Origin of the sequence: Fundicoccus culcitae, assembly GCF_024661895.1 — a bacterium.
Taxonomy (GTDB): Bacteria; Bacillota; Bacilli; order Lactobacillales; family Aerococcaceae; genus Fundicoccus_A; species Fundicoccus_A culcitae.
The window spans coordinates 2,734,237-2,753,644 of record NZ_CP102453.1 but is presented as its reverse complement, the minus strand read 5'-3'; the positions used below and the strand labels follow the sequence as shown (position 1 = coordinate 2,753,644).

Below are 19,408 nucleotides of genomic sequence, written 5' to 3'. Positions count from 1 at the left end.
CACTCAAATTTCCCCAATGACATTAAACACAAATGAGTTAAAATAGATAGGTTAGATTATTCTGTCCAAAAATAAGCAAAAAAAGGACAGAATAGCGTTATTCTGTCCAAAAATGGTACGCGCCTAATAGTGAGGTATCTATGAATAAAAAAGTGGACATGCTAAACTAACCCAGACAGATAAACAATCTGGGTTAGGTGGTTTGATATCAGGCTGCTTTGTTATAACCAGCATCACCAATTACCTTTTTAAGCCCACACGCTTCTTGGATCTCATCGGTCCAAGGCAGATAGCGGCTTAAATCTGCGTTTGTTATATCGATGATGTTCGGTAGATGGGTAAGTAAGTATTCAATATATTGCTTCCCATCCACGCGATGCAGCTTAGCCGTTTCAATCAGTGAGAGAAGAACAGCCCCCGCTTGGGCACCATCAAAAGTCGCCGCAAATGGATAGTTCTTTCTCCCCATGACCACAGTTCGTATGGCGCGTTCAGCAGCGTTATTACTTAACTCTAGACGTCCATCGTTTAGAACCGTATAGAATCGTGTCCGATGATTTTGGGCATAGACAAGCGCTTCACTAAATTTACCAATGGGATTACCATTAGCGGCACATTGGTCGATAAAAGTGAATAGCTCATTAAATAATTTTTTGAGAATCCTCTGTCTCTTTTTAAGTCGATCCACAATCGATAATGACGCCCATTCACGCTCTTTTTCAAAGATTTTATTAATCATTTCCATGATTTCGCTAACCGGCGTCTCCCCTTGTCCCTTGATAACCACATTGGCTTCGTGAAATTTTCGCCGTAAATGTGCCCAACAAGCAGCGAGTTCGAGGTCGTCAGAGGAGTCACTCGCATTTCGATAGACCACATACATATCACAGTGGATGGTCCCGTGGAAATTGCCAATGACATCTTTAAACAAGTTGCCACTACGCCCATCGTGATGTGAAAAACAAATGACTTTATTTTCCACGTGTTTTGAACTGTGAAGCACCCAGTAATACGTTCGGCTCTTCTTGCTTTCAAGGACACGATAAGTAGTTTCATCCGCATGAACAATATCTTGTTTTTGAAGTTCCGCATGAAAGGCTTGGAAAATAAACCCTAAATAATATTTGCTGGCATCAATATGCCACCGACAAATAGATGTGCGGGATAAAGGGAACCCTAATTTACGCCAGTGTTGTTCTTGGCGGTGAGCGGGTACCTTAAGTTCATATTTTTGATAAACAGTTTCGGCAATCATCGAAGCAGAACCAAAACTATTCTTAAAGGGTTGCGCGGGTAATTTCGATTTAACAAATTGATCGGTATCTTTTTGAGACGAGCAGTGGTCGCATTTATAGCTGTGTTGACGATGATTAATACATTCTAAAGTAGCTGGGATAAATTTGAGTTCACGCGTGATACTCGCTAACCCGACGTACGATAGAGAATGATGACAATCACGACACACCTGTTCCTCTTCAGATAAATAATAATTGATATCCTTTTGAGGATATTGATCTAGAATCTCAGTTTTTCTTCCGACGGATTTTTTTCGGCGGGTGTAGCCTTTTACTTTTGTTTTTTTTTCATCATCTGACTCGTTAGAACTCGTGTCACCTGATGATCCGTTCGTTGCCTCACCCGTGTCAGCAGCGGCCTGTCCATTAGGAACATGTGTTTCTTTCTTACGGCCAAACAATAATTTTTGGAAGTGTAACATTTTTTGTGTCATTTCTTCTAATTGAAGGGCTAACGCATCGGTCTTATCATTGGCTACTTTTAAGTCTTGTTGGAGATGTTTAATTTCCAAGGCTTGTTCTTCAATAATTTTATTTTTTTCTAAGATTTCTAATTCTTCTTTTGTCATGAATATCACCTCTTTTCACTAAGTTTATTGTACCATATTCATGGTATATTTACTAGTAAATATAGCGATTAATCGTTGAAAATAAAAGAAGATTTTAGCGGTGGATTCAAGCTATCTCCACGTAATAATCGTTCGATTTGAAAGAGAGAAATTTCCATAAATTTTGGTTCTGTCGTTGGCCATTGGAAGACGCCGCCATCTATACGATAAATCAGCTCAATAAAACGCTGACCATCCCAATAGATAATTCGTAAGACCTTTTTCTTACTATTACAAAATAGATAAGCAGCTGACTTATCGCGTACAAAAACGGCACTCGATTGAATCAAGGCTAAGAGTCGTTGAAGTGCTTGGTTTCCTGGAGAGAATTGAGGCATCAAGTAAAGTGTTTCTGGTACAGTAAAATCGATCATTATCATCGCTCCTTATTGTTGATGATTTCATCATACTAAACTAGGATAATTTTAAGAAGATACCTCATTATTAGGCGCGTACCAAAAATGAACACAAAAAGGACAGAATGGCTTTATTCTGTCCAAAAATGAACACAAAAAGGACAGAATGGCTTTATTCTGTCCAAAAATGAACACAAAAAGGACAGAATGGCTTTAATCCTCATTTAGCAAGCAATCTTAAGCTGATGGTCCGTCACTTCCCACTTACCTTGAGTGGCGGATGGCAAGTCCAAACCGCCAGAGAGCGGCTTGAGTGGCGGATGGCAGCCCCAAACCGCCAGAGAGAGACTTGTGAGGCGGATGGCAGCCCCAAACCGCTCAGTAATAGCGCCACAAGTACATTTCCCCCAAGCAAACTCTCCCATCCGAACTACCCCACCGGTTGAATCCGGTAATCTTCATCCGTCACCAAATGCCAGACATCTCTGCACAAATAGAGGAAGACCCAATTACTCACAGAAGGCACAACAAAAAACGCGATGAATGTCACTAACAACTGATCCAACGACCAACCGGTGGGCGAAAGATTCAAATGCGTGATGGGGCCTAACAAACCACTCAAGCCAAAACCAGCACTCATCGAATTGCCTTGAACATTTAAATAAAGTCCCACCAAGCCACTGACAGCCGCACTGAGTAGCATCGGCAAAAACATCAAGGGCTTTCTAAGAAAATTTGCCAACGCCAATTTAGGCGAGCCGATAATGAGCGCAATCGACGTCCCGATTGGATTCACACGCCGACCCGCCAAAGCCAAGCCGATGCCGGCGGCGCTAATCCCAACGGCCGCAATACCTGCGCCTAGACCCGTAATCCCAATCGTAAGTGCCACGCCCGCAGAAGTAATCGGTGAAATAATCAACAGAGCAAAAGCCGCCGCAATCAACATCGCCATCACAAACGGCTGTAAATTTAACATGTATTGAATGGCCGACCCAATCGCGGTCGTCAGTTGACTCACAGTGGGGTACATCAGCGCTCCAATCCCTCCAGCCACAAACAAAATAATAGATGGTAATAGCAATAGCTGATACGCCTTAAGGCGATGACTAACTAACTTCACCAACACAACGGCAATACTTGCGGTAATCGCCATGACAATAATATCGCCCATACCTTGCATAGCAATCACACCGTCACGCAGTTGAACCGCCCCACCCGCAAAAATCACCGCCAAGCCAACCGAAACAGCCTCAAGCGACGAGAAGCCAAATAACAAACCAATGATGACGCCACTAACCATCCCCATCAACGAACTGACCATTTGCGTTGCGGTATAAAACTGTTGCATTATTGGGTATTGCTGTTGCAGTGCCTGAAACAGTTGACCAAACAGCCCCGTCGGCAACACGACAATCACCGTCCCCGTCCCGAGGCCATTCATCACCTTCATCAAAAACGACTGCACAGTTTCCGTTTGCTTTTGACCCATTTTCACTCCTGCTTTCTTTTTCTTTTTAATAAATACCTCTGCCGAGCAGCAGGGTTATTTATTTAAAGGGGTTTGTGCAATAATTTGCCACGCTGCAAGCGCGGTTTCTAACTTCGACATGAGGGGTAGAGGAAAACGCTCGCCGTTGGCAGACAGCAGTGTAACTTGGTTATCGTCAGTATTAAAGCCGGTTTGGTGGTTTTTGCCCACTTGGTTAGCGATAATCCAATCAACTTTTTTGCGCTGGAGTTTGGCTTGGGCGTGCTCAATGAGATTTTCCGTTTCTGCAGCAAAGCCAATCATAATCTGCTGGTTTTTCTGGGCAGCTAAGCCTTTCAAAATATCTGGATTTTCGATAAGCTCAAGCGTTAATTGATTGCTTTGATGATGTTGTTTCTTAATTTTTTGCTCCTGAGGATGCGCCACTCGATAATCGCTCACGGCAGCTACCATCATCACATAATCGGCTTGCTTAGCCTCTGTTTCCATCGCCGTTTGCAATTCAAGGGCATTTTCAAACGGGATGACGTGTGTGTTAATCGGTGCGGTTAAGCGCTGGGTACTGGAAACGAGTGTGACGTCAGCGCCCAGCCAGGTAGCCGCCGTTGCCATCGCATAACCCATTTTACCAGAAGAGTCGTTAGTGATATAACGCACCGGATCAATCCGTTCCTTAGTTGCCCCCGCACTAATCACCACTTTTTTGTTCGCTAGAAGTTGTGGGTAGCTATGCTTAGCCATCAGAAACTCAATCATTTGAACAATCGAGCCTAATTCAGGCAAACGCCCTTTTCCTTCATATCCTTCAGCCAAAAACCCCGTCTCGGGTTCCATAATATAATCCCCGTATCCTGCCAGCGTTTCTAAATTATTTTGCGTCGCGGGATTATCATACATTTTGGTATTCATCGCCGGCACAATAAGGCGCGGTTTGTTTACGGCAAGTAAAGTCGTCGAAACAATTTCGTCAGCAATCCCATTGGCCATCTTGGCGATAATATTAGCAGTAGCCGGCACCACCACCGCCATATCCACCCAATCCGCCATTTCAACGTGTTGCACTGACGCAGGATTTTTTTCATCAAACACATCAACTAAGACCGCCTGTTTCGTTAAAATCTGCATCGTCAACGGCGTGATGAATTCAGTTGCCGCCTTCGACATCACAACTCTAACCATCGCACCTTTTTTAATCAGTTGCCGAGCCAGTTCAGGAATTTTATAACTAGCAATCCCCCCTGTAATAAATATCCCTATATGTTTATCGCGTAACATGGTATACCTCCTTATGGTGTTCCACTATAGTTCTATTCTAACCGTTTTCACCCTGTTTCTGCAATGTTTTGCTTGAAGAGGAATTGTAGAGGTTGGTGGGTGCGAGATAGCTTTTTATACATGACCTTATGACCCGCACCATTGTCACTCAGATTTTTCTGTATGACAATAACGTTTTCTCATTTGTCACTTACTTTTTTACAAGGATTTTGGGCATAATCAGGTTATTCTGTCTTCTGCTACTCGCGCAAATGACAGATTAGCTTTATTTAACGTTCGTTCACTTCCAGCTTACCTCCCAACCGCCAGAGGGAAGCCTGAGAGGCGGATGGCTCTTCCAAACCGCCAGAGGGAAGCCCGAGAGGCGGATGGGAGAAAAAGTCGACTTGTTAAATTGACGATCTTTCACTTCCCGCTTACCCCATGACAATAGGTACCCCATTGTCACTCAGTTATTTCCCCATGACAATAAGCCGCCCCATTGTCACTCAGTTATTTCCCCATGACAATAAGCCGTCACATTGTCACTCAGATTTTCTCTCATGACAATAAACCGTCCCATTGTCACTCAGTTATAAGTGGGAAGTAAGTGACCGCCAATCTATGATAGTCCACCTATCGAAGAAATTCACAATAATTATTAGGCAAATGCTTATTCTGGCTATTGCTCTCTTAACAGTGTCCAGATAAATTATTTTAACCTAGAAATTCCTACAAATATTTCAAACTGAGATGATTCATCGAAGAGAATCCGCGTTTTATCAAGTTGATGCATGACAAACAACCGCTCGTTCATTTTCAATTACACGGATGGGTCGGCCAATCCGCCTTTAAATAACTTGAGTGGCGGATGGGGCGCAGGAAGTGGAGGCGCGTTATAAAAAAGTTTCGCTTCAGCCTTCGTGGACTATGATGTGAATCGGTGAATTGAAATGTCGGTCTTCGCCTTCGGGCACGAAGCGAGGGTAAGCGGGAAAGTGAGCGGACGTTAAGTAAAGCTAATCGTAGCCTATTTTACGGTAATACATTTCCTGCTTACCCCGAATATGTGTGCGCTCCCCATCACGCTCACAACAACTGCTCCAATATGTGTGCGTCCACGTAAGTGAGAATGACGGTTCTTCACTTCCCACTTACAAGCAAGGAAAAGCACAAGCTTCGCCCACAAAAAAAACCAACTAAGCAGCAAGACTTAGTTGGTTGCAGTGATATTTATTCGTAGAAGTTGATTCGTTTGGAAATGGGGTACATGATAAAGGCGCCGACCGCCATAATAATGGCTTCGCTAAGGGCCAGGTAGAGGTAGGTCACCCAGAAGGCTTCTTCAAATTGCAGGATGTAAACCAGCATGTAGGCGATGGGTAGCATTTGAAGGACGAAACTAATCAACATAATCACATATTTGTAAATCATAGGATCGCGTTTTAGGCGGCCTTTGTTCAGCGCGACAAATTTATCGCCAGCCCAGCGGCCAAGCCATAAAAAGACAAAGGTGGAGGCCGTTCCAATGACCATATCAACGGCACCAGCACTTGAAAAGATGTTGGCGATAAAAACGCCTAATGTGACTGCGTAAATATAGCGGCGGTTGTATAAACCCAAGTAATTCAGTATTTCTGACACCCGCATTTGTAATGCGCCATAGGCGATTGGTGCAACCATAACGGTTAAGACCACGTACAAGGCGGCCACTAAGGCAGCTTTAACCAATCCAGTTGTACGGCTGGACGAAGTTGTTTGATGATTCATATTCATTCTCCTTTGTAGGTTCCCCTAGTAATAACTACGACCAAAGGACAGAAGTGCCGTAGTGCCATTCACTCATCACATGAATAACATTGCTATTCTAACATAGTGAAAACCAAATGCAAGTAAAAAAGCGTGATAAATAAATATCACACTCCCGCAAAAATAAATAATAATTTCAGTCTTCTCAAGTTACTTCTTTTCAATAATATCAAAAATCGAGTGGGTCATCAGGTATTTATAACTGGTGACCACTTCATTCACATCTTTCCCCTTCGTATCAGGGTTGGTAATCCAAAGTTCAATAATCAAAGCTGTACTGTATGCATAATACCGAGCAATATTCTCCATGGTTAAAATCGAAACATCTTCAATCTCACGCAGAGAGTAGTCTTTCATATTGGCCATAAAAAATGTTTGTAATTTTTCAGATAAGACGTCTGAAAAAGAATTTTGACCGGTCGTCTCAAATGCCTTGGCATAAAACGCCCGATTTTTTTCAAAATAAATAAATAACATTGATAATCCCGCATCAACCATCCCGATTTCTAATAATTGTTGCAATGGATCAAATAATTCTTCGTCCAATATATATTCAAAAACTTCATTTTTATCTCGAAAGTGGTTATAGAAAGTTGGTCGAATAACCCCAGCTTTATCGGTTATCTGTTTGATATTTATTTTTTCAAATGGTTTTTCTAATAGTAAGGATTTAAAGCTATCAACTAACAAGTCTTGTGTACTTTTATGCTCTTCACTCAATGGACCCCCTCCTATCTATTCCTCTATCACTATTTTAACGATTTAATAGACAGGTTGCCACTCTTTTTATACAAAAAAACGGCTATTTACGCTAATAGCACACGTAAATAGCCGCGAATTTTTTGATTGATTAAAATAGGAAGGCGTAAAGTAGAACAGCTGCCCCGACGATAATAGCTATCCAATTCAAGGTTTTTTGATCGGAGAAAAGTCCGATAATACCTAAAACGATGGCGATAATACCCATCCATACAGGTTGCCAGAAGAAGCCGATAATACCTACAATAATACCAATCCAACCTAACCATTGTCCTGTTGTTTCTGAAATTTCCATGATTTAATCTCCTTTCAAAAGATTATGACGTTATTTGATAAAGAAGTGATAAATTAAAACGACAGCTCCGACAATAATAGCGGCCCAGTTTAATGTTTTTTGTTCAGAAAATAAACCAATCACTCCTAAAACGATGGCGATAATACCCATCCATACAGGTTGCCAGAAGAAGCCGATAACCCCAACAATAATACCAATCCAACCTAACCATTTACCTGCTTGTTCTGAAATTTCCATTTTTATCATCCTTTCTAAATTCGTGAGTTGTCATTTTTTCTAAAAAATATGGCAAAGATCAAGGTGAAAATTGCAAAAAAGACTCCAATCAAACCTATCCATTGTCCAGGTGTTTTAGATTTTCGCATCGAACGGTTCCCCCTTTACTGATCTGCATTCAGTTGATGATGCCTTAAGCTACTTTATAAAAAGAGCGTAGATTAAAACAACGGCACCGATGGCAATAGCTACCCAGTTTAATGTTTTTTGTTCAGAAAATAAGCCAATCACTCCTAAAACGATGGCGATAATACCCATCCATACAGGTTGCCAGAAAAATCCGATAACCCCAACAATAATACCAATCCAACCTAACCATTTACCTGCTTGTTCTGAAATTTCCATCATAAATTTTCCTTTCTTTTAAGTAAGTTTTTAAGTTTAAAAAATAGCAATTAAAATAAACGAAACACCTGCAACGGTATAAAACTTGTCTGCGTGTTCATAACCAAAATGACGACCAACATAAACGCCTATTGCGACAGCTATCACATTAATGATGATTATAAGTAACACAAATGGCCTAACGCTGAGATTTAAGATTGCCAGACAAACACCAACGACAATGGAATCAATATTTGTTTCCATCCCATACTTAATAATTTGTGAACCGGTTATGGGACGACTGCGTTCAATTTGAACGCCTTTTTCTTTTTGACCCTTATAAATAAGATAAAGAGCGAGACCAAATAATAAGAGCATAACAATCAAATAAGGTTCATTGGTTAATCGATAAATAATCGGGGCATGATGATCAATAAAAAATGATGTTAAATAATAGCTAATCATTAATACTAACCCCTGCCAGGCACCTAATCCAATACCAATTGCTAGAATTTGTCGCCGGCTAACCTGCGCGAGCAAGGATCCCTCTTTTGTCATTAAAATAAAGGTATCCATACACATCGCAACGGTTAAAATGATTCCTCTAATTAAATTTACTCCATTGATTTGTTCCCCCCTTTCTTATTTTGACTATTGCCAACAGTTTTTTGTTTATTACTTAACTGTTACCCTTATTTTACAAATAAATATCTCCTGTGTTAAGATACAAAAAGCCTTGTTTGAATGATGTCGACGACACTTTGGGCAATGTGTCTGCCAATTTAAACACAGGTTTGAAATTGTAGACAATTTGAATACATTTTTAAAATTATGTAAGCGTTATCATTACTATTAATCACGCTCCAACGCACAAAAAAACCACCCGTATCGAGATGGTTAATTCTCACTTACGGGTGGTTTAGCTTGTTTGATTAATTAATCATCATCGTCAAGCTCAAGGACTTCACCAGTTTCAGCATGGAGGGTGATTTCGACATCGTCATCGTCGCCGTTGACCTCATCCAGTTCTAAATGCCACTCTGGTCTGTCATCGTCATATTCGAGCGTCCAGTCGGTCACCTTACCTGAGCCTATTGTATCTAAAGCTATCTGAGTAATTTCATCGATACTCAAATAATTGTCTAAATCCAAAATCTCATCATCATCGTCATCGTCATCATCAAAGTCAAATTCTTCATCTGAAATCTCTTCGCCTGCAACACGTAATTCATAGTCATATTCACCTTCAGCATTATAGCCCTGCAAATCAATTTTATACGAGCCATCCTCCTTCAAATCAATATCAATATACGTCACGCCGATATCAGGCACTTGTTCAAAGAATAACTCTAAGGCTAAGTCAAGGGCACTTTGTAAATCACTCACAGCCATTTCATGCTCAGAAACAACCTCCGATGACTCCGTTTGGGCAAGCACACTTGTTGGAAAAACGGCACCTAACGTTAACACACTCATGCTTAACAAAAGGCTTTGTTTCATTGTTTTCTTCAAAAGAATTCACTCCTATAAAATTTAAATCAGCGATATTTAGTTAAAAATTATTCTGGGTCGGGTTTATCGTAACGAACTTCCTTGGTTTCTTTCACAAAATTGGCTCCGCGGGTAGACACTGTATGGGCGGTGGAATTTTTACGTTTGTCGTATTTTTTCCCTGCATGACCATAAGCTTCGCCTTTAGAAATCGTATCAATCGTATCATCCGAGACTTTAGACCGCGATAAATCAACAAAAGGACGCTTTTGATTATTCGGATCATCTGATGTCTCCCGTTTTTCCAACGCTTCTGCCTGTAAATCATCGACTAGGGGGCTATCTGACGCAAACAACTCCGTCGTATCGAGGGCGATCGTTTCGGCCTCAAAGGCTTGGTCAACAACGACTAACACTTTTCCAGCCTTAATATCATCTTTGTACGAATTTAAATAGACTTCTTTAGCAAACTGACTATCCGCTGGATCCTCTGGATGGAATTTGCGGAAAGGTGTAGCCAAATGACTAGCGACAGTGATGGGATCTGGCGTGTCTACGGTTGGCGCTACATTAACCGTTACATCCGTAGGCTCGTTATCTGTGTTTTGGGCTTGTTCATTAAAGGCATCAATGACTGCTTCATCCGCAACTATATTAACCGCTGAGGTTGGAATTCCCTTTTGGATTAACGCATCATATACCTTCTTAGCTTCATCCGTTGAGTCATAAACACCATATACAAATCGTTTAACCATGTTATATGTGCTCCTTTGTAATAAATTTACTTCTGTTTTTATTATAAAATAAGGCGTTTTCAAACTCAAAAGATATGCAACTTCTACTTCAAAAAGACCCCTTTTACAATAAATATCTTTGCCAAAAAGATTAAGATTTAATTTTACATTCAAACTGAGTTTAGATATAATGATAGTGAAGATGGTAAAAGGGGGAATTGTTCATGCTGATTTTGTCTAACAACACAGTCAAACAACCTTATTTTATGCGCTCATTAGCATCCATCTTTATCCCTGCTTGGTTAAAGCAGGTTAATATTAAACATATGTGGGCAGTCTTGGATAAGGTTTCTATCTAAGACTGTCTTTATTTATGTTTAAGCGAGAACTAATTTTAGGAGGCGATGACTTTTTGATTTTTACAGTTAGCCGCAAACGCCTATTACTTGTGAGTTTTAAATAGGCCGACCCCGTCATGTAATCATGGCGATCTATATCTTTCGAAAAGGAGTGAAGTGGATTGTATTTAACCCCATCAAATCAAACGAAAGGTTAAGGTGATCCATATGCTGAAATATGCTGTATCTCGCTATTAAGCGTTAAAAAATGATAATTAACTATATATTTAATCAAAAATCCGAGCGTTTGGCGCTCGGATTTTTTAGTGCAGATAGTTATTTGACTATAACTCAATATCCAATTCAGCAAATAAGTTTTCAAAATATTCAAAGGTCATTGGCCGGTCAGCAATATCCGTGTCAACATAACCTAAGTCACTTAATTGGGTTCCTTCAATTTCTTGTAACACATAACCAGCAAAACCTTGGGCAAAGGATTCAATGGCGGTTTTGTAATAGTAATCGTCATCCCCTTGCCATTCGGCATCTAAAATCGCTAACCATTCAGGTGAATTTGAAAAACTCATATATTCTTCTAAAGATAAATCTAAATAAGCATAGGATTGGAAATCGAAGATATGACCAATTTCATGATAAACCAACCCATTATCAACTGGGTCAGAATCAATTAAAAAGATTTCATTGTTATGCGTCGCATAACCATGGATATCAAAACCAGGGGCGATGCCTGAGAAATAACTAGCAGGTGCTCCGTAAAAATTGGATATTCGGGATGTAATGGCTTCAGGCAAAGTGGCAACGACTTCTTGGGCCAGATCCATATTAGCTTGAGCTTGGTCGGCGTATTCAACATCATCCGTTAATGAATAACTAATACTAGCATATTCTGGAAAGCCATTGTTGTAACGATTTTCTAGCACTTGGTAGTTGGCATAAATTTGATCCATTAACTCAGAAGCCGCGGCATAATCCGTATCCGCTTCACTGGTATAGGAAAAAATATCTTCCGCACGAATCACATCCGCTTTAGCATCGGCTAATACTTCGTTAGGTAGGCCTTCATTCAAATAATATAATTCGGTCAAATCATCAGTAAAATCATACACAAAATCATAATTGACTTTATGCTGTAAATCAGAGGCTTGTGATTGGAGTAAATCAACAATCGTAAAATCACCAATGAGATCGGCAGTGACATTTATTGGTGCGATTATTTCTTGACTGCCATCCCCATACGACCAGTAGTATTGCAAGAAAGTCGATTTATCTCTAAAGGTTTGTAAATCAACTTTGTCATTGGTAAAATAAGCATCGAAATTTTGTGTCGCAGGTGTCAACTGGTCACTGTAAATCGTGGCTTCATCCAGTTGAATTCGATCAGAGGGTTTTTCACCTTCTACGATAGTATAGGAAACCGTCGGGATTTGACTTGAACTCGTATCAAGCGGTTCTCCATTTAAGACGAGGGTTGTGCCTTCTTCTGTGAACGTATTTTGCGCTTGTACGACCGGACTAAAAACATAAGTTAAACTGAGCATGGCCGCGGCTGCAATTAAGGATTTTTTATAGTTTGAATTCATCGTCAATTCCCTCTTTTCAATTTTTTGATTAAATATCTGCGTTTTCGTCTGCTTGTTTTTCGGCTGTTACATTTCCAACCGTAGTATCTTCATCCCCTAAAGTTGATACCACTTCTTCATGGCTGGGTGGCGTCTCTATGTCTGTATTTGGTTCTTCTGTATCGACGTTGGTTGTGGGAATATGATGTGGCTCAACATCGGAGGTTTGTTCGTCCATTTGTTGACCGTAGGCAATATCTTCAACGTCCGCATCGATATGAACTTCCGTTTCTTCCGCTGTGGGTAAAAGATGTGTTTCAACATCCGAAGTACTTGTGTCTTCTTCTACCGTTGCTGTTGTTTCTGCTGCTTCATTGTTAAGTGCTTCAGGCTCTGGTTCTTCTATAATCTCAACCGCTTGTGCATCTTGACCTAAGCGATTATCAACCATTTCATCTTGAACCGCATCATAATAGACAGGACTTTCTTTATCCAATGTGGCGGGGTCTAACGTACTACCTTCTTTTGAATTGGCTTCGACTGTGTTATCCACCGCAGTTCCATCATCTTCAGACATACCACTTAAACGTATACGTGACTCGACCTCTTCATCCAACAATAATAAATAGTTGCCTGCTTCTAAATCTTTTTTGTACTCGCTTAAATCCACACCTTGCTCCGTTAACTCACGTGTCGGAATAAAAACCGGCATCGCATAAAGTGTTCCTTGATTATAACCCGTTTCACCGGTAATTGAAGTGTTCGCTACCCCACTGGTCGGTGATGGCATCACAAAACGTGTCTCATCATCCACCGCTGTATTGCGATTTTCTTCTTCTACTTTTTCAAGTTCTTGTTCACCAACAATTTTAATATTCGCGCGTGTTACACCTTTTTCAAAAAGTCTATCAAGCGCCTGGTGCAATTCCTCTAGTGAATCATAAACACCAAAGACAACTTCATTTGACATTGTTATAATTCCTCCTTTAATTGTTAGCAATCACTTTATTGCTAATAATCTTAAGAAAAGTATATCGCATCCCCGTCAAATTTCCAAAAATAAACACTTGTAGAAAGGGAAAAAGCGATATTTATTCGAAAGGAACCGCTATGTATCAAGAATTTTGACTTTTCGTTCGTTTGGCCTCTGTAGCGGCACCAACCGCAACATACTTATAAATTCTAATTATAACTAAATATCAATTTTTTCGCGATCCTGCGCTTTTTGTAGAGTGCGCCATTCATAAAAACCAGCATCCAAACCGCGCAACAATATTTCCGCCGTTCCAACATTGGTCGCCAACGGTATATCATACACATCACTCAACCGCAACAACGCCGAAATATCCGGTTCATGCGCTTGCGCCGTCAAAGGGTCACGCAAGAAAATAATCAAATCAATCTTATTATCCGAAACATAAGCCCCAATCTGTTGGTCGCCCCCAAGCGGACCCGATTTAAAACGATGGACCGGCAAGCCCGTCGCATCAATAATCCGTTGCCCCGTCGTCCCCGTCGCATACAGTTCATGCTTGGCCAAAATATCACGATAAGCCGTCGTCAAATTTACCATTTCAACCTTCTTTTTATCATGCGCAATTAAAGCAATATTCACAACAAACACCTTCTCCTTCTGAATATTTTCACCCTAAGCATATCACAATTTCCTCCAAAACCTCTAAATAAATACCTCTGCTTGTAGCGAAGGGATTGAAGGTTCAGTTGGTGGGGCTGGAGGTGGGATTGGGGGTGGGATTGGATTGGGCTTAAACGAGCACTAACCGCCCTAAAGCCCGCCAAATGAAGGATGGTTTGGCGGACAACAGGTCTTTCACTTCTCGCTTAAGTGGGCGCACACATATTCGAGCCGTTGTTGTGTGCGTGAACCAGAGCGCTCACATATTCGAGCCATTGTTGTGTGCGTGATGAGGAGCGCTCACATATTCGGCCAGTTGTTGTGTGCGTGATGAGGAGCGCTCACATATTCGAGCCGTTGTTGTGTGCGTGAACCTAAGCGGAAAATGTGTGACCATTAAATAACTACAAATTAGGCTATTCGGTCATGAAATTAGGTATTTAGTGACCGAATAAAGCTAATCGGTCATCTGCTCAGGTAACAGAAGACAGAATAGCCTTAATCTGTCATCTGCTCGAGTAGCAAAGGACAGATTAATTTGATTCTGTCCAAAATCCAAGTGAAAAAGGACAGAATAACCTTATTCTGTCCAAAATCCAAGTAAAAAGTAAGTGGTAAATGAGAAAACGTTAATTATCACTCAGCTTGTTCCAATTCTTTGCTGGCATGGTATTCGGCTTGCAACGCCTCCCAATAAGCTTTATCGTCCGCATTAATTTCTCTTAACACACGGGCAGGATTTCCCGCCACAATCACGTTCTCAGGCACATCTTTCGTAACCACTGCCCCACTAGCAACAATGGCATTATCACCCACCGTGATGCCGGGATTAATAATAGCACCACCGCCAATCCAACACCCATTCCCGATAGTAATAGCCTTACCAAATTCCAACCCACTTTGTCGCACCGCACTATCAATCGGATGCCCCGCCGTATACAGCGAAACATTCGGTGCAAACATCACATTATCGCCAATGGTAATCGGCGCGACATCCAACAATGTACACCCATGATTAGCATAAAAATTTTTCCCAATTTTAGTATTAGACCCATAATCAAAATAGATCGGCGTTTCAATCCAGCAGCCTTCCCCGACCGAACCTAACATTTCCTCTAAAATCTCAGCCCGTTCCTCGCGGTCAACCATCGACGTTTGGTTATATTTTTCCATCAATAACCGCCCCTTTAACGCCCGCGCCGTCAACTCCTTATCCGACGCATGGTACAAATCCCCACTCAGCATGCGGTCCAACTCACTACGGATTTCTTTATTCGAATGATTTGTCATATGAAACTCCTTTTTAAAAATAATAAATATCACTGCAACACAAAAAGTCACAAGCTATACCCTTGTTAACCTAAAGGTTGTCTATTCAAACAACTCCCTTAAGTTTAACAAATCAAGTATAACTTGCAACACAAAACGCTTAAGCACAGATATTTATTTTAGCCGTGAAGTTTGCCTTGGGCATTTAATTGTTCAAGGAAATACGGCATTTGCTGACGCCAAGCTTCCCAATCGTGCGGAACATCAAAGCCCCAATAATCAAACCAGCCCGGTATCGACTTGGCAGCGAAGGCATCTTGCAGGCGACGCGTATCCGCAATGTGCGGTTCCTCCCAATTTCCCTGGCCGACGCTAATCACATAAGTATTTTGGCGGTATTGATCCAAAAACCACGGATCATGCATTTGCCACAAATAATCAATCGGAGAATTTTCATACACATTCATCGCATCACCGTATTCCCCGGTGAAAAAGCGGGCATCATAAACACCACTCATAGCTATCACAATGCCAAACACATCCGGATGACGCAAACCAAAGTTTACCGAATGAAAAGCGCCTAAACTACAACCAGCTGCGCTAACTTTCCCACCCCACTGTGATTCGTGGCGAATAAGGGGCAAAAACTCGTGAATAATGTAACTGTCATAACGATTATGCCAATCCGCTTGCTCCCAAGGCGAACGATAATCGGCTAACCAACTATCAGAGTCAATACTTTCAGGGGTGTAAAACTGCACCAAGCCCGCATCAATAAAACGCCGACACGCATCAATCATGCCAAAATCCGCAAACTCATTATGACTGCCACCGGCAGAAGGAAAAATAATAAAGGGAACACCGGCATGACCATATTTATTAAAATACATCTCCCGCCCTAATGATCCGCTGTAATGATGTCTTGATTCAAAATGCATTTATTCATCCTCCTCTTTAGCAATAACAAATTCAATCGCTTCAAACAGCCCCGCCTCGTCCGTTGCCCGCACAATATATCCCAAACTACCCATCAATTCAGAAAATATCCCTGGAACACTATTACTCCAAACCACTTTATCGCCTAAGTATTCTTTGATTTCATTGTCATCATGTAAATACCTCAGATGATCCTGTCGGGCGATATAAGCTACCGTATACGGCCGCGTGATTTCTGCCTTAAATTTATTAGTCTTAACAACAGAAGCATACTCTTTGAAAATATCGATATCATTCGCATAATTGAACATATCAATCGTTACTCCACCTGGCGGCCGACAATTAATTTCCAAAGCCATAATACTCTGGTCTTCCTTAGAACGGAAAAATTCAAAATGGAAAAAGCGTTCTTTAATATTAAAAGCTTTGACACATTTTCTTCCAACGGCTTCCAACTCTTCCCCAATTTCTTGCGGAATCCAATAAAACATATCACTGTGATCAATCAAAATATCTAAAATCGCCTTATTGTGTTCTAAGGTTGAACTAAAGACAATATTGCCATCCTGATCCGTCAAACCATCATAAGTCACAATGTCCGCATCAATAAATTCTTCCATGATGTAAACTAAATTTTTCGGTGACTCATCAAATATTTCCTTTAAGCGTGTCTCACCATAAATTTTATAGGTATCCCCCGCGCCAACTCCCGAATCCGGTTTTAAGATAATTGGATATCCAAGCTCATCAGCTAGACTTTTAGCATCATCAAAGTCTTTAACGACACGGCCTCTAGCGGTCGCCACCCCAACTTCATTGAGAACTTCCTTCATCACACTCTTATATTTAATCTTATTAATATCCTTGTTCTTAAACCCAAAGACATTAAAATCCGTTCGCAAACGCGCATCATTAACTAACCAATGTTCATTGTGTGATTCAATCCGGTCAATCTTCCCATATTTATGCGCAAAAAATGCAACCGCCCGATACATCTGATCATAATCATTCATATCATCCACACGATAATATTCCGTTAAAGCACTTTTTAACCCCGGACTTAATTGATCATAAGGCTCATCTGCAATCCCTAAGACCCGAATCCCCGCTTCATCTAAGCGCACCGAAAACATCTCAAAGTTTGCCGGAAAATGCGGCGAAATCATAATATAATTCATCTTCTTTTCCATCGTCTTACCTCCAATTCTTTATGAAAAATTATTTTTTTGTTATCTCAGTATATCATGTTTCCAAATGGTATTCTAATCTTTTTCTCTCCAAATTCTAATAATGCACCCCTTTATAATAAATACCCCTGCCCTCAACGGTTGGCATAGCCAGTCAAACGAGGAAGATAAGTCCACCAAAATTAACGGGTGGCGAGGAGGCGGTTAGGCTTCGCCACCTAATTTGATTGATGGCGAAGAGCGGGTTAAGCTTCGCCACCAAACTTGATTGATGGCGAGGAGCGAGCTGGGCTTCGCCACCAAACTTAATTGATGGCGGAGAGCGAGTTGGGCTTCGCCACCAAACTATATGGATGTTAGTAAGCGGGAAGTGAGCAAACATGAAATAAAGCTAATCGGTCACCAAATACCTAATTTCATGACCGAATAGCCTAATTTGTAGTTTATTTAAGGGTCACACATTTCCCATTTAGGGTCACGCTCACAACAAATGCCCGAATATGTGTGCGCCCACATAAGTTCGAAATGACGGTTCTTCACTTCCCACTTACGATGTTATCTCTCTCACGCTGCTGTATTTGAAATGAACTCACACCTTCCTTTCCTAGCTTAAAACTTTTCCTCGCTACAAAAAAGTTAGCTTCGAATCTCAATCGAAGTAAGAAAGTTTGCTTCGAGTAGCCAACGAACTACATAAATACAGTTCGTCAAACTATCGAACAAGCAAACAAGATAAATAGTTTATCGCAGTGATATTTAGTTAAAGGATGAATAGGTGAAACCGATGATATTTAATGGGCAAAATTGTAATAAATGCATCAAATGACTTATCAATAGTAGGTTAAAACGCTATAATAAGAATATAAAAATTCACAAAGGAGTCGAGTATGAAAGTAGCTTATGTAATTGATAGTTCCGCCGGTTTAAGTCATGAACTTGCTAATCATCCTGATGTCTATACTGTTACGCTCAAAATAAATCTTCCGGATGGTCAAACATTTGATGACACAACGGATAATGATACGATGAAGTTATTTTATAATAGTTTGGCTGATAGAAAAATTTTGCCTAGCACGTCGCAACCAGAACCGTCTGACTATGTGGAGATTGTGGAAGACATTAAGAAGAAAGATTACGACACCATCATCGGGATATTTATTTCATCAGGGATTAGTGGAACCATGCAAACGGCTCACCAAGCCCTGACGAATTTAGCGAGTGATTTGGATGTTCGTATCATTGATTCGAAAGGCACGTCCTATTTGATGGAAGATATGTTAATTCAGGCCATGAAGATGGTGGAAGCTGGTTTAGATATTGACACAATTGGGGAAAAACTAAAATGGGTTGTGGATAAGTCGGTGATTTATGTAGCGATTGAAGACTATGAAACGCTCAAAAAAGGGGGCCGTGTCAACTCCTTCGAGTCCTTTTTCGGTAGTAATTTAAATATTTACCCTATTTTATATTTTAATGATGAAGGCAAAATTACGACGTTTGAAAAAATTCGTGGTCAAAAACGTTTGTTACGCCGCTTTAAACAAATCGTGGAAGAAGCCTTAGCGGAATACCCTGGCAAAATTAAGATTGCCTTTGCGCATGGGGATGCTTGGGATGAGTTGAAGCCTTTTAGTGATGAGCTTCAGGCGGAGCATCCTGAAATCACGATTCGCCATGGCTACCTTACACCTGTGCTTGGTTCACACGGCGGTAAAGGTGCTAAAGGCATGGGTATTTTAGTGCAAGCCACCTTCTAATTAAATAAATAT

Annotated in this window: 20 protein-coding genes; 2 read left to right on the top strand and 18 right to left on the bottom strand. The window is 40.9% G+C overall.

Annotation, left to right across the window (positions count from 1 at the left end; genetic code table 11):
- Positions 1-208: 208 nt before the first annotated feature.
- The 12 genes from tnpC to NRE15_RS12410 all read right to left on the bottom strand — a co-directional run bounded on the left by tnpC (position 209) and on the right by NRE15_RS12410 (position 10,714).
- Positions 209-1,864: an IS66 family transposase gene (tnpC, locus tag NRE15_RS12465; RefSeq protein WP_313792952.1), complete on the bottom strand. Its 1,656-nt coding sequence runs from the start codon at positions 1,862-1,864 to the stop codon at positions 209-211.
- 68 nt (positions 1,865-1,932) lie between these two features.
- Positions 1,933-2,277, bottom strand: a complete 345-nt coding sequence (gene tnpB, locus NRE15_RS12460) for an IS66 family insertion sequence element accessory protein TnpB (protein WP_313792953.1) — start codon at positions 2,275-2,277, stop codon at positions 1,933-1,935.
- A gap of 412 nt (positions 2,278-2,689) precedes the next feature.
- Entirely contained in the window at positions 2,690-3,751 is a 1,062-nt protein-coding gene (locus tag NRE15_RS12455; protein WP_313793208.1) for a PTS sugar transporter subunit IIC, read from the bottom strand.
- Positions 3,752-3,805: 54 nt separating this feature from the next.
- Positions 3,806-5,026 (bottom strand): bifunctional phosphopantothenoylcysteine decarboxylase/phosphopantothenate--cysteine ligase CoaBC, encoded by a 1,221-nt coding sequence (coaBC, locus tag NRE15_RS12450; protein WP_313793207.1) that lies wholly within the window; start codon positions 5,024-5,026, stop codon positions 3,806-3,808.
- Between the two features lie 1,212 nt (positions 5,027-6,238).
- On the bottom strand, positions 6,239-6,775 hold the full coding sequence (locus NRE15_RS12445; RefSeq protein WP_313793206.1) for a QueT transporter family protein: 537 nt from the start codon (positions 6,773-6,775) through the stop codon (positions 6,239-6,241).
- A gap of 189 nt (positions 6,776-6,964) precedes the next feature.
- Positions 6,965-7,534, bottom strand: coding sequence for a TetR/AcrR family transcriptional regulator C-terminal domain-containing protein (locus NRE15_RS12440; RefSeq protein WP_313793205.1), 570 nt, complete (start codon positions 7,532-7,534; stop codon positions 6,965-6,967).
- Between the two features lie 130 nt (positions 7,535-7,664).
- On the bottom strand, positions 7,665-7,868 hold the full coding sequence (locus NRE15_RS12435) for a DUF308 domain-containing protein (RefSeq protein ID WP_313793204.1): 204 nt from the start codon (positions 7,866-7,868) through the stop codon (positions 7,665-7,667).
- Between the two features lie 30 nt (positions 7,869-7,898).
- Entirely contained in the window at positions 7,899-8,105 is a 207-nt protein-coding gene (locus NRE15_RS12430) for a C4-dicarboxylate ABC transporter (RefSeq protein WP_313793203.1), read from the bottom strand.
- Positions 8,106-8,282: 177 nt separating this feature from the next.
- Positions 8,283-8,492, bottom strand: coding sequence for a C4-dicarboxylate ABC transporter (locus NRE15_RS12425; protein WP_313793202.1), 210 nt, complete (start codon positions 8,490-8,492; stop codon positions 8,283-8,285).
- Positions 8,493-8,525: 33 nt separating this feature from the next.
- Positions 8,526-9,026 (bottom strand): manganese efflux pump, encoded by a 501-nt coding sequence (locus tag NRE15_RS12420; RefSeq protein WP_313793201.1) that lies wholly within the window; start codon positions 9,024-9,026, stop codon positions 8,526-8,528.
- A gap of 378 nt (positions 9,027-9,404) precedes the next feature.
- Positions 9,405-9,980, bottom strand: a complete 576-nt coding sequence (locus NRE15_RS12415) for a PepSY domain-containing protein (protein ID WP_313793200.1) — start codon at positions 9,978-9,980, stop codon at positions 9,405-9,407.
- Positions 9,981-10,027: 47 nt separating this feature from the next.
- The gene (locus NRE15_RS12410; RefSeq protein ID WP_313793199.1) at positions 10,028-10,714 is read right to left on the bottom strand and encodes a hypothetical protein; all 687 of its coding nucleotides are present in this window, start codon (positions 10,712-10,714) and stop codon (positions 10,028-10,030) included.
- 203 nt (positions 10,715-10,917) lie between these two features.
- On the opposite strand from NRE15_RS12410, the gene NRE15_RS12405 reads away from it, so the two are divergent.
- Positions 10,918-11,052: a hypothetical protein gene (locus tag NRE15_RS12405; protein ID WP_313793198.1), complete on the top strand. Its 135-nt coding sequence runs from the start codon at positions 10,918-10,920 to the stop codon at positions 11,050-11,052.
- A gap of 323 nt (positions 11,053-11,375) precedes the next feature.
- Here the strand turns inward: NRE15_RS12405 and NRE15_RS12400 are convergent, their stop codons facing one another.
- The 6 genes from NRE15_RS12400 to NRE15_RS12375 all read right to left on the bottom strand — a co-directional run bounded on the left by NRE15_RS12400 (position 11,376) and on the right by NRE15_RS12375 (position 17,642).
- On the bottom strand, positions 11,376-12,632 hold the full coding sequence (locus NRE15_RS12400) for a hypothetical protein (RefSeq protein WP_313793197.1): 1,257 nt from the start codon (positions 12,630-12,632) through the stop codon (positions 11,376-11,378).
- A 28-nt stretch (positions 12,633-12,660) separates the two neighbouring features.
- Positions 12,661-13,581, bottom strand: a complete 921-nt coding sequence (locus NRE15_RS12395) for a hypothetical protein (protein WP_313793196.1) — start codon at positions 13,579-13,581, stop codon at positions 12,661-12,663.
- A gap of 222 nt (positions 13,582-13,803) precedes the next feature.
- A complete protein-coding gene (gene mgsA, locus NRE15_RS12390; protein WP_313794998.1) occupies positions 13,804-14,226 on the bottom strand; it encodes a methylglyoxal synthase in 423 nt (140 codons plus the stop codon).
- Between the two features lie 657 nt (positions 14,227-14,883).
- Positions 14,884-15,537, bottom strand: a complete 654-nt coding sequence (locus tag NRE15_RS12385) for a sugar O-acetyltransferase (protein WP_313793195.1) — start codon at positions 15,535-15,537, stop codon at positions 14,884-14,886.
- A gap of 158 nt (positions 15,538-15,695) precedes the next feature.
- The gene (locus tag NRE15_RS12380; RefSeq protein ID WP_313793194.1) at positions 15,696-16,454 is read right to left on the bottom strand and encodes an esterase family protein; all 759 of its coding nucleotides are present in this window, start codon (positions 16,452-16,454) and stop codon (positions 15,696-15,698) included.
- The gene (locus NRE15_RS12375; protein WP_313793193.1) at positions 16,455-17,642 is read right to left on the bottom strand and encodes an ATP-grasp domain-containing protein; all 1,188 of its coding nucleotides are present in this window, start codon (positions 17,640-17,642) and stop codon (positions 16,455-16,457) included.
- A gap of 884 nt (positions 17,643-18,526) precedes the next feature.
- On the opposite strand from NRE15_RS12375, the gene NRE15_RS12370 reads away from it, so the two are divergent.
- Positions 18,527-19,396, top strand: a complete 870-nt coding sequence (locus NRE15_RS12370) for a DegV family protein (protein ID WP_313793192.1) — start codon at positions 18,527-18,529, stop codon at positions 19,394-19,396.
- The last annotated feature ends 12 nt before the right edge of the window (positions 19,397-19,408 follow it).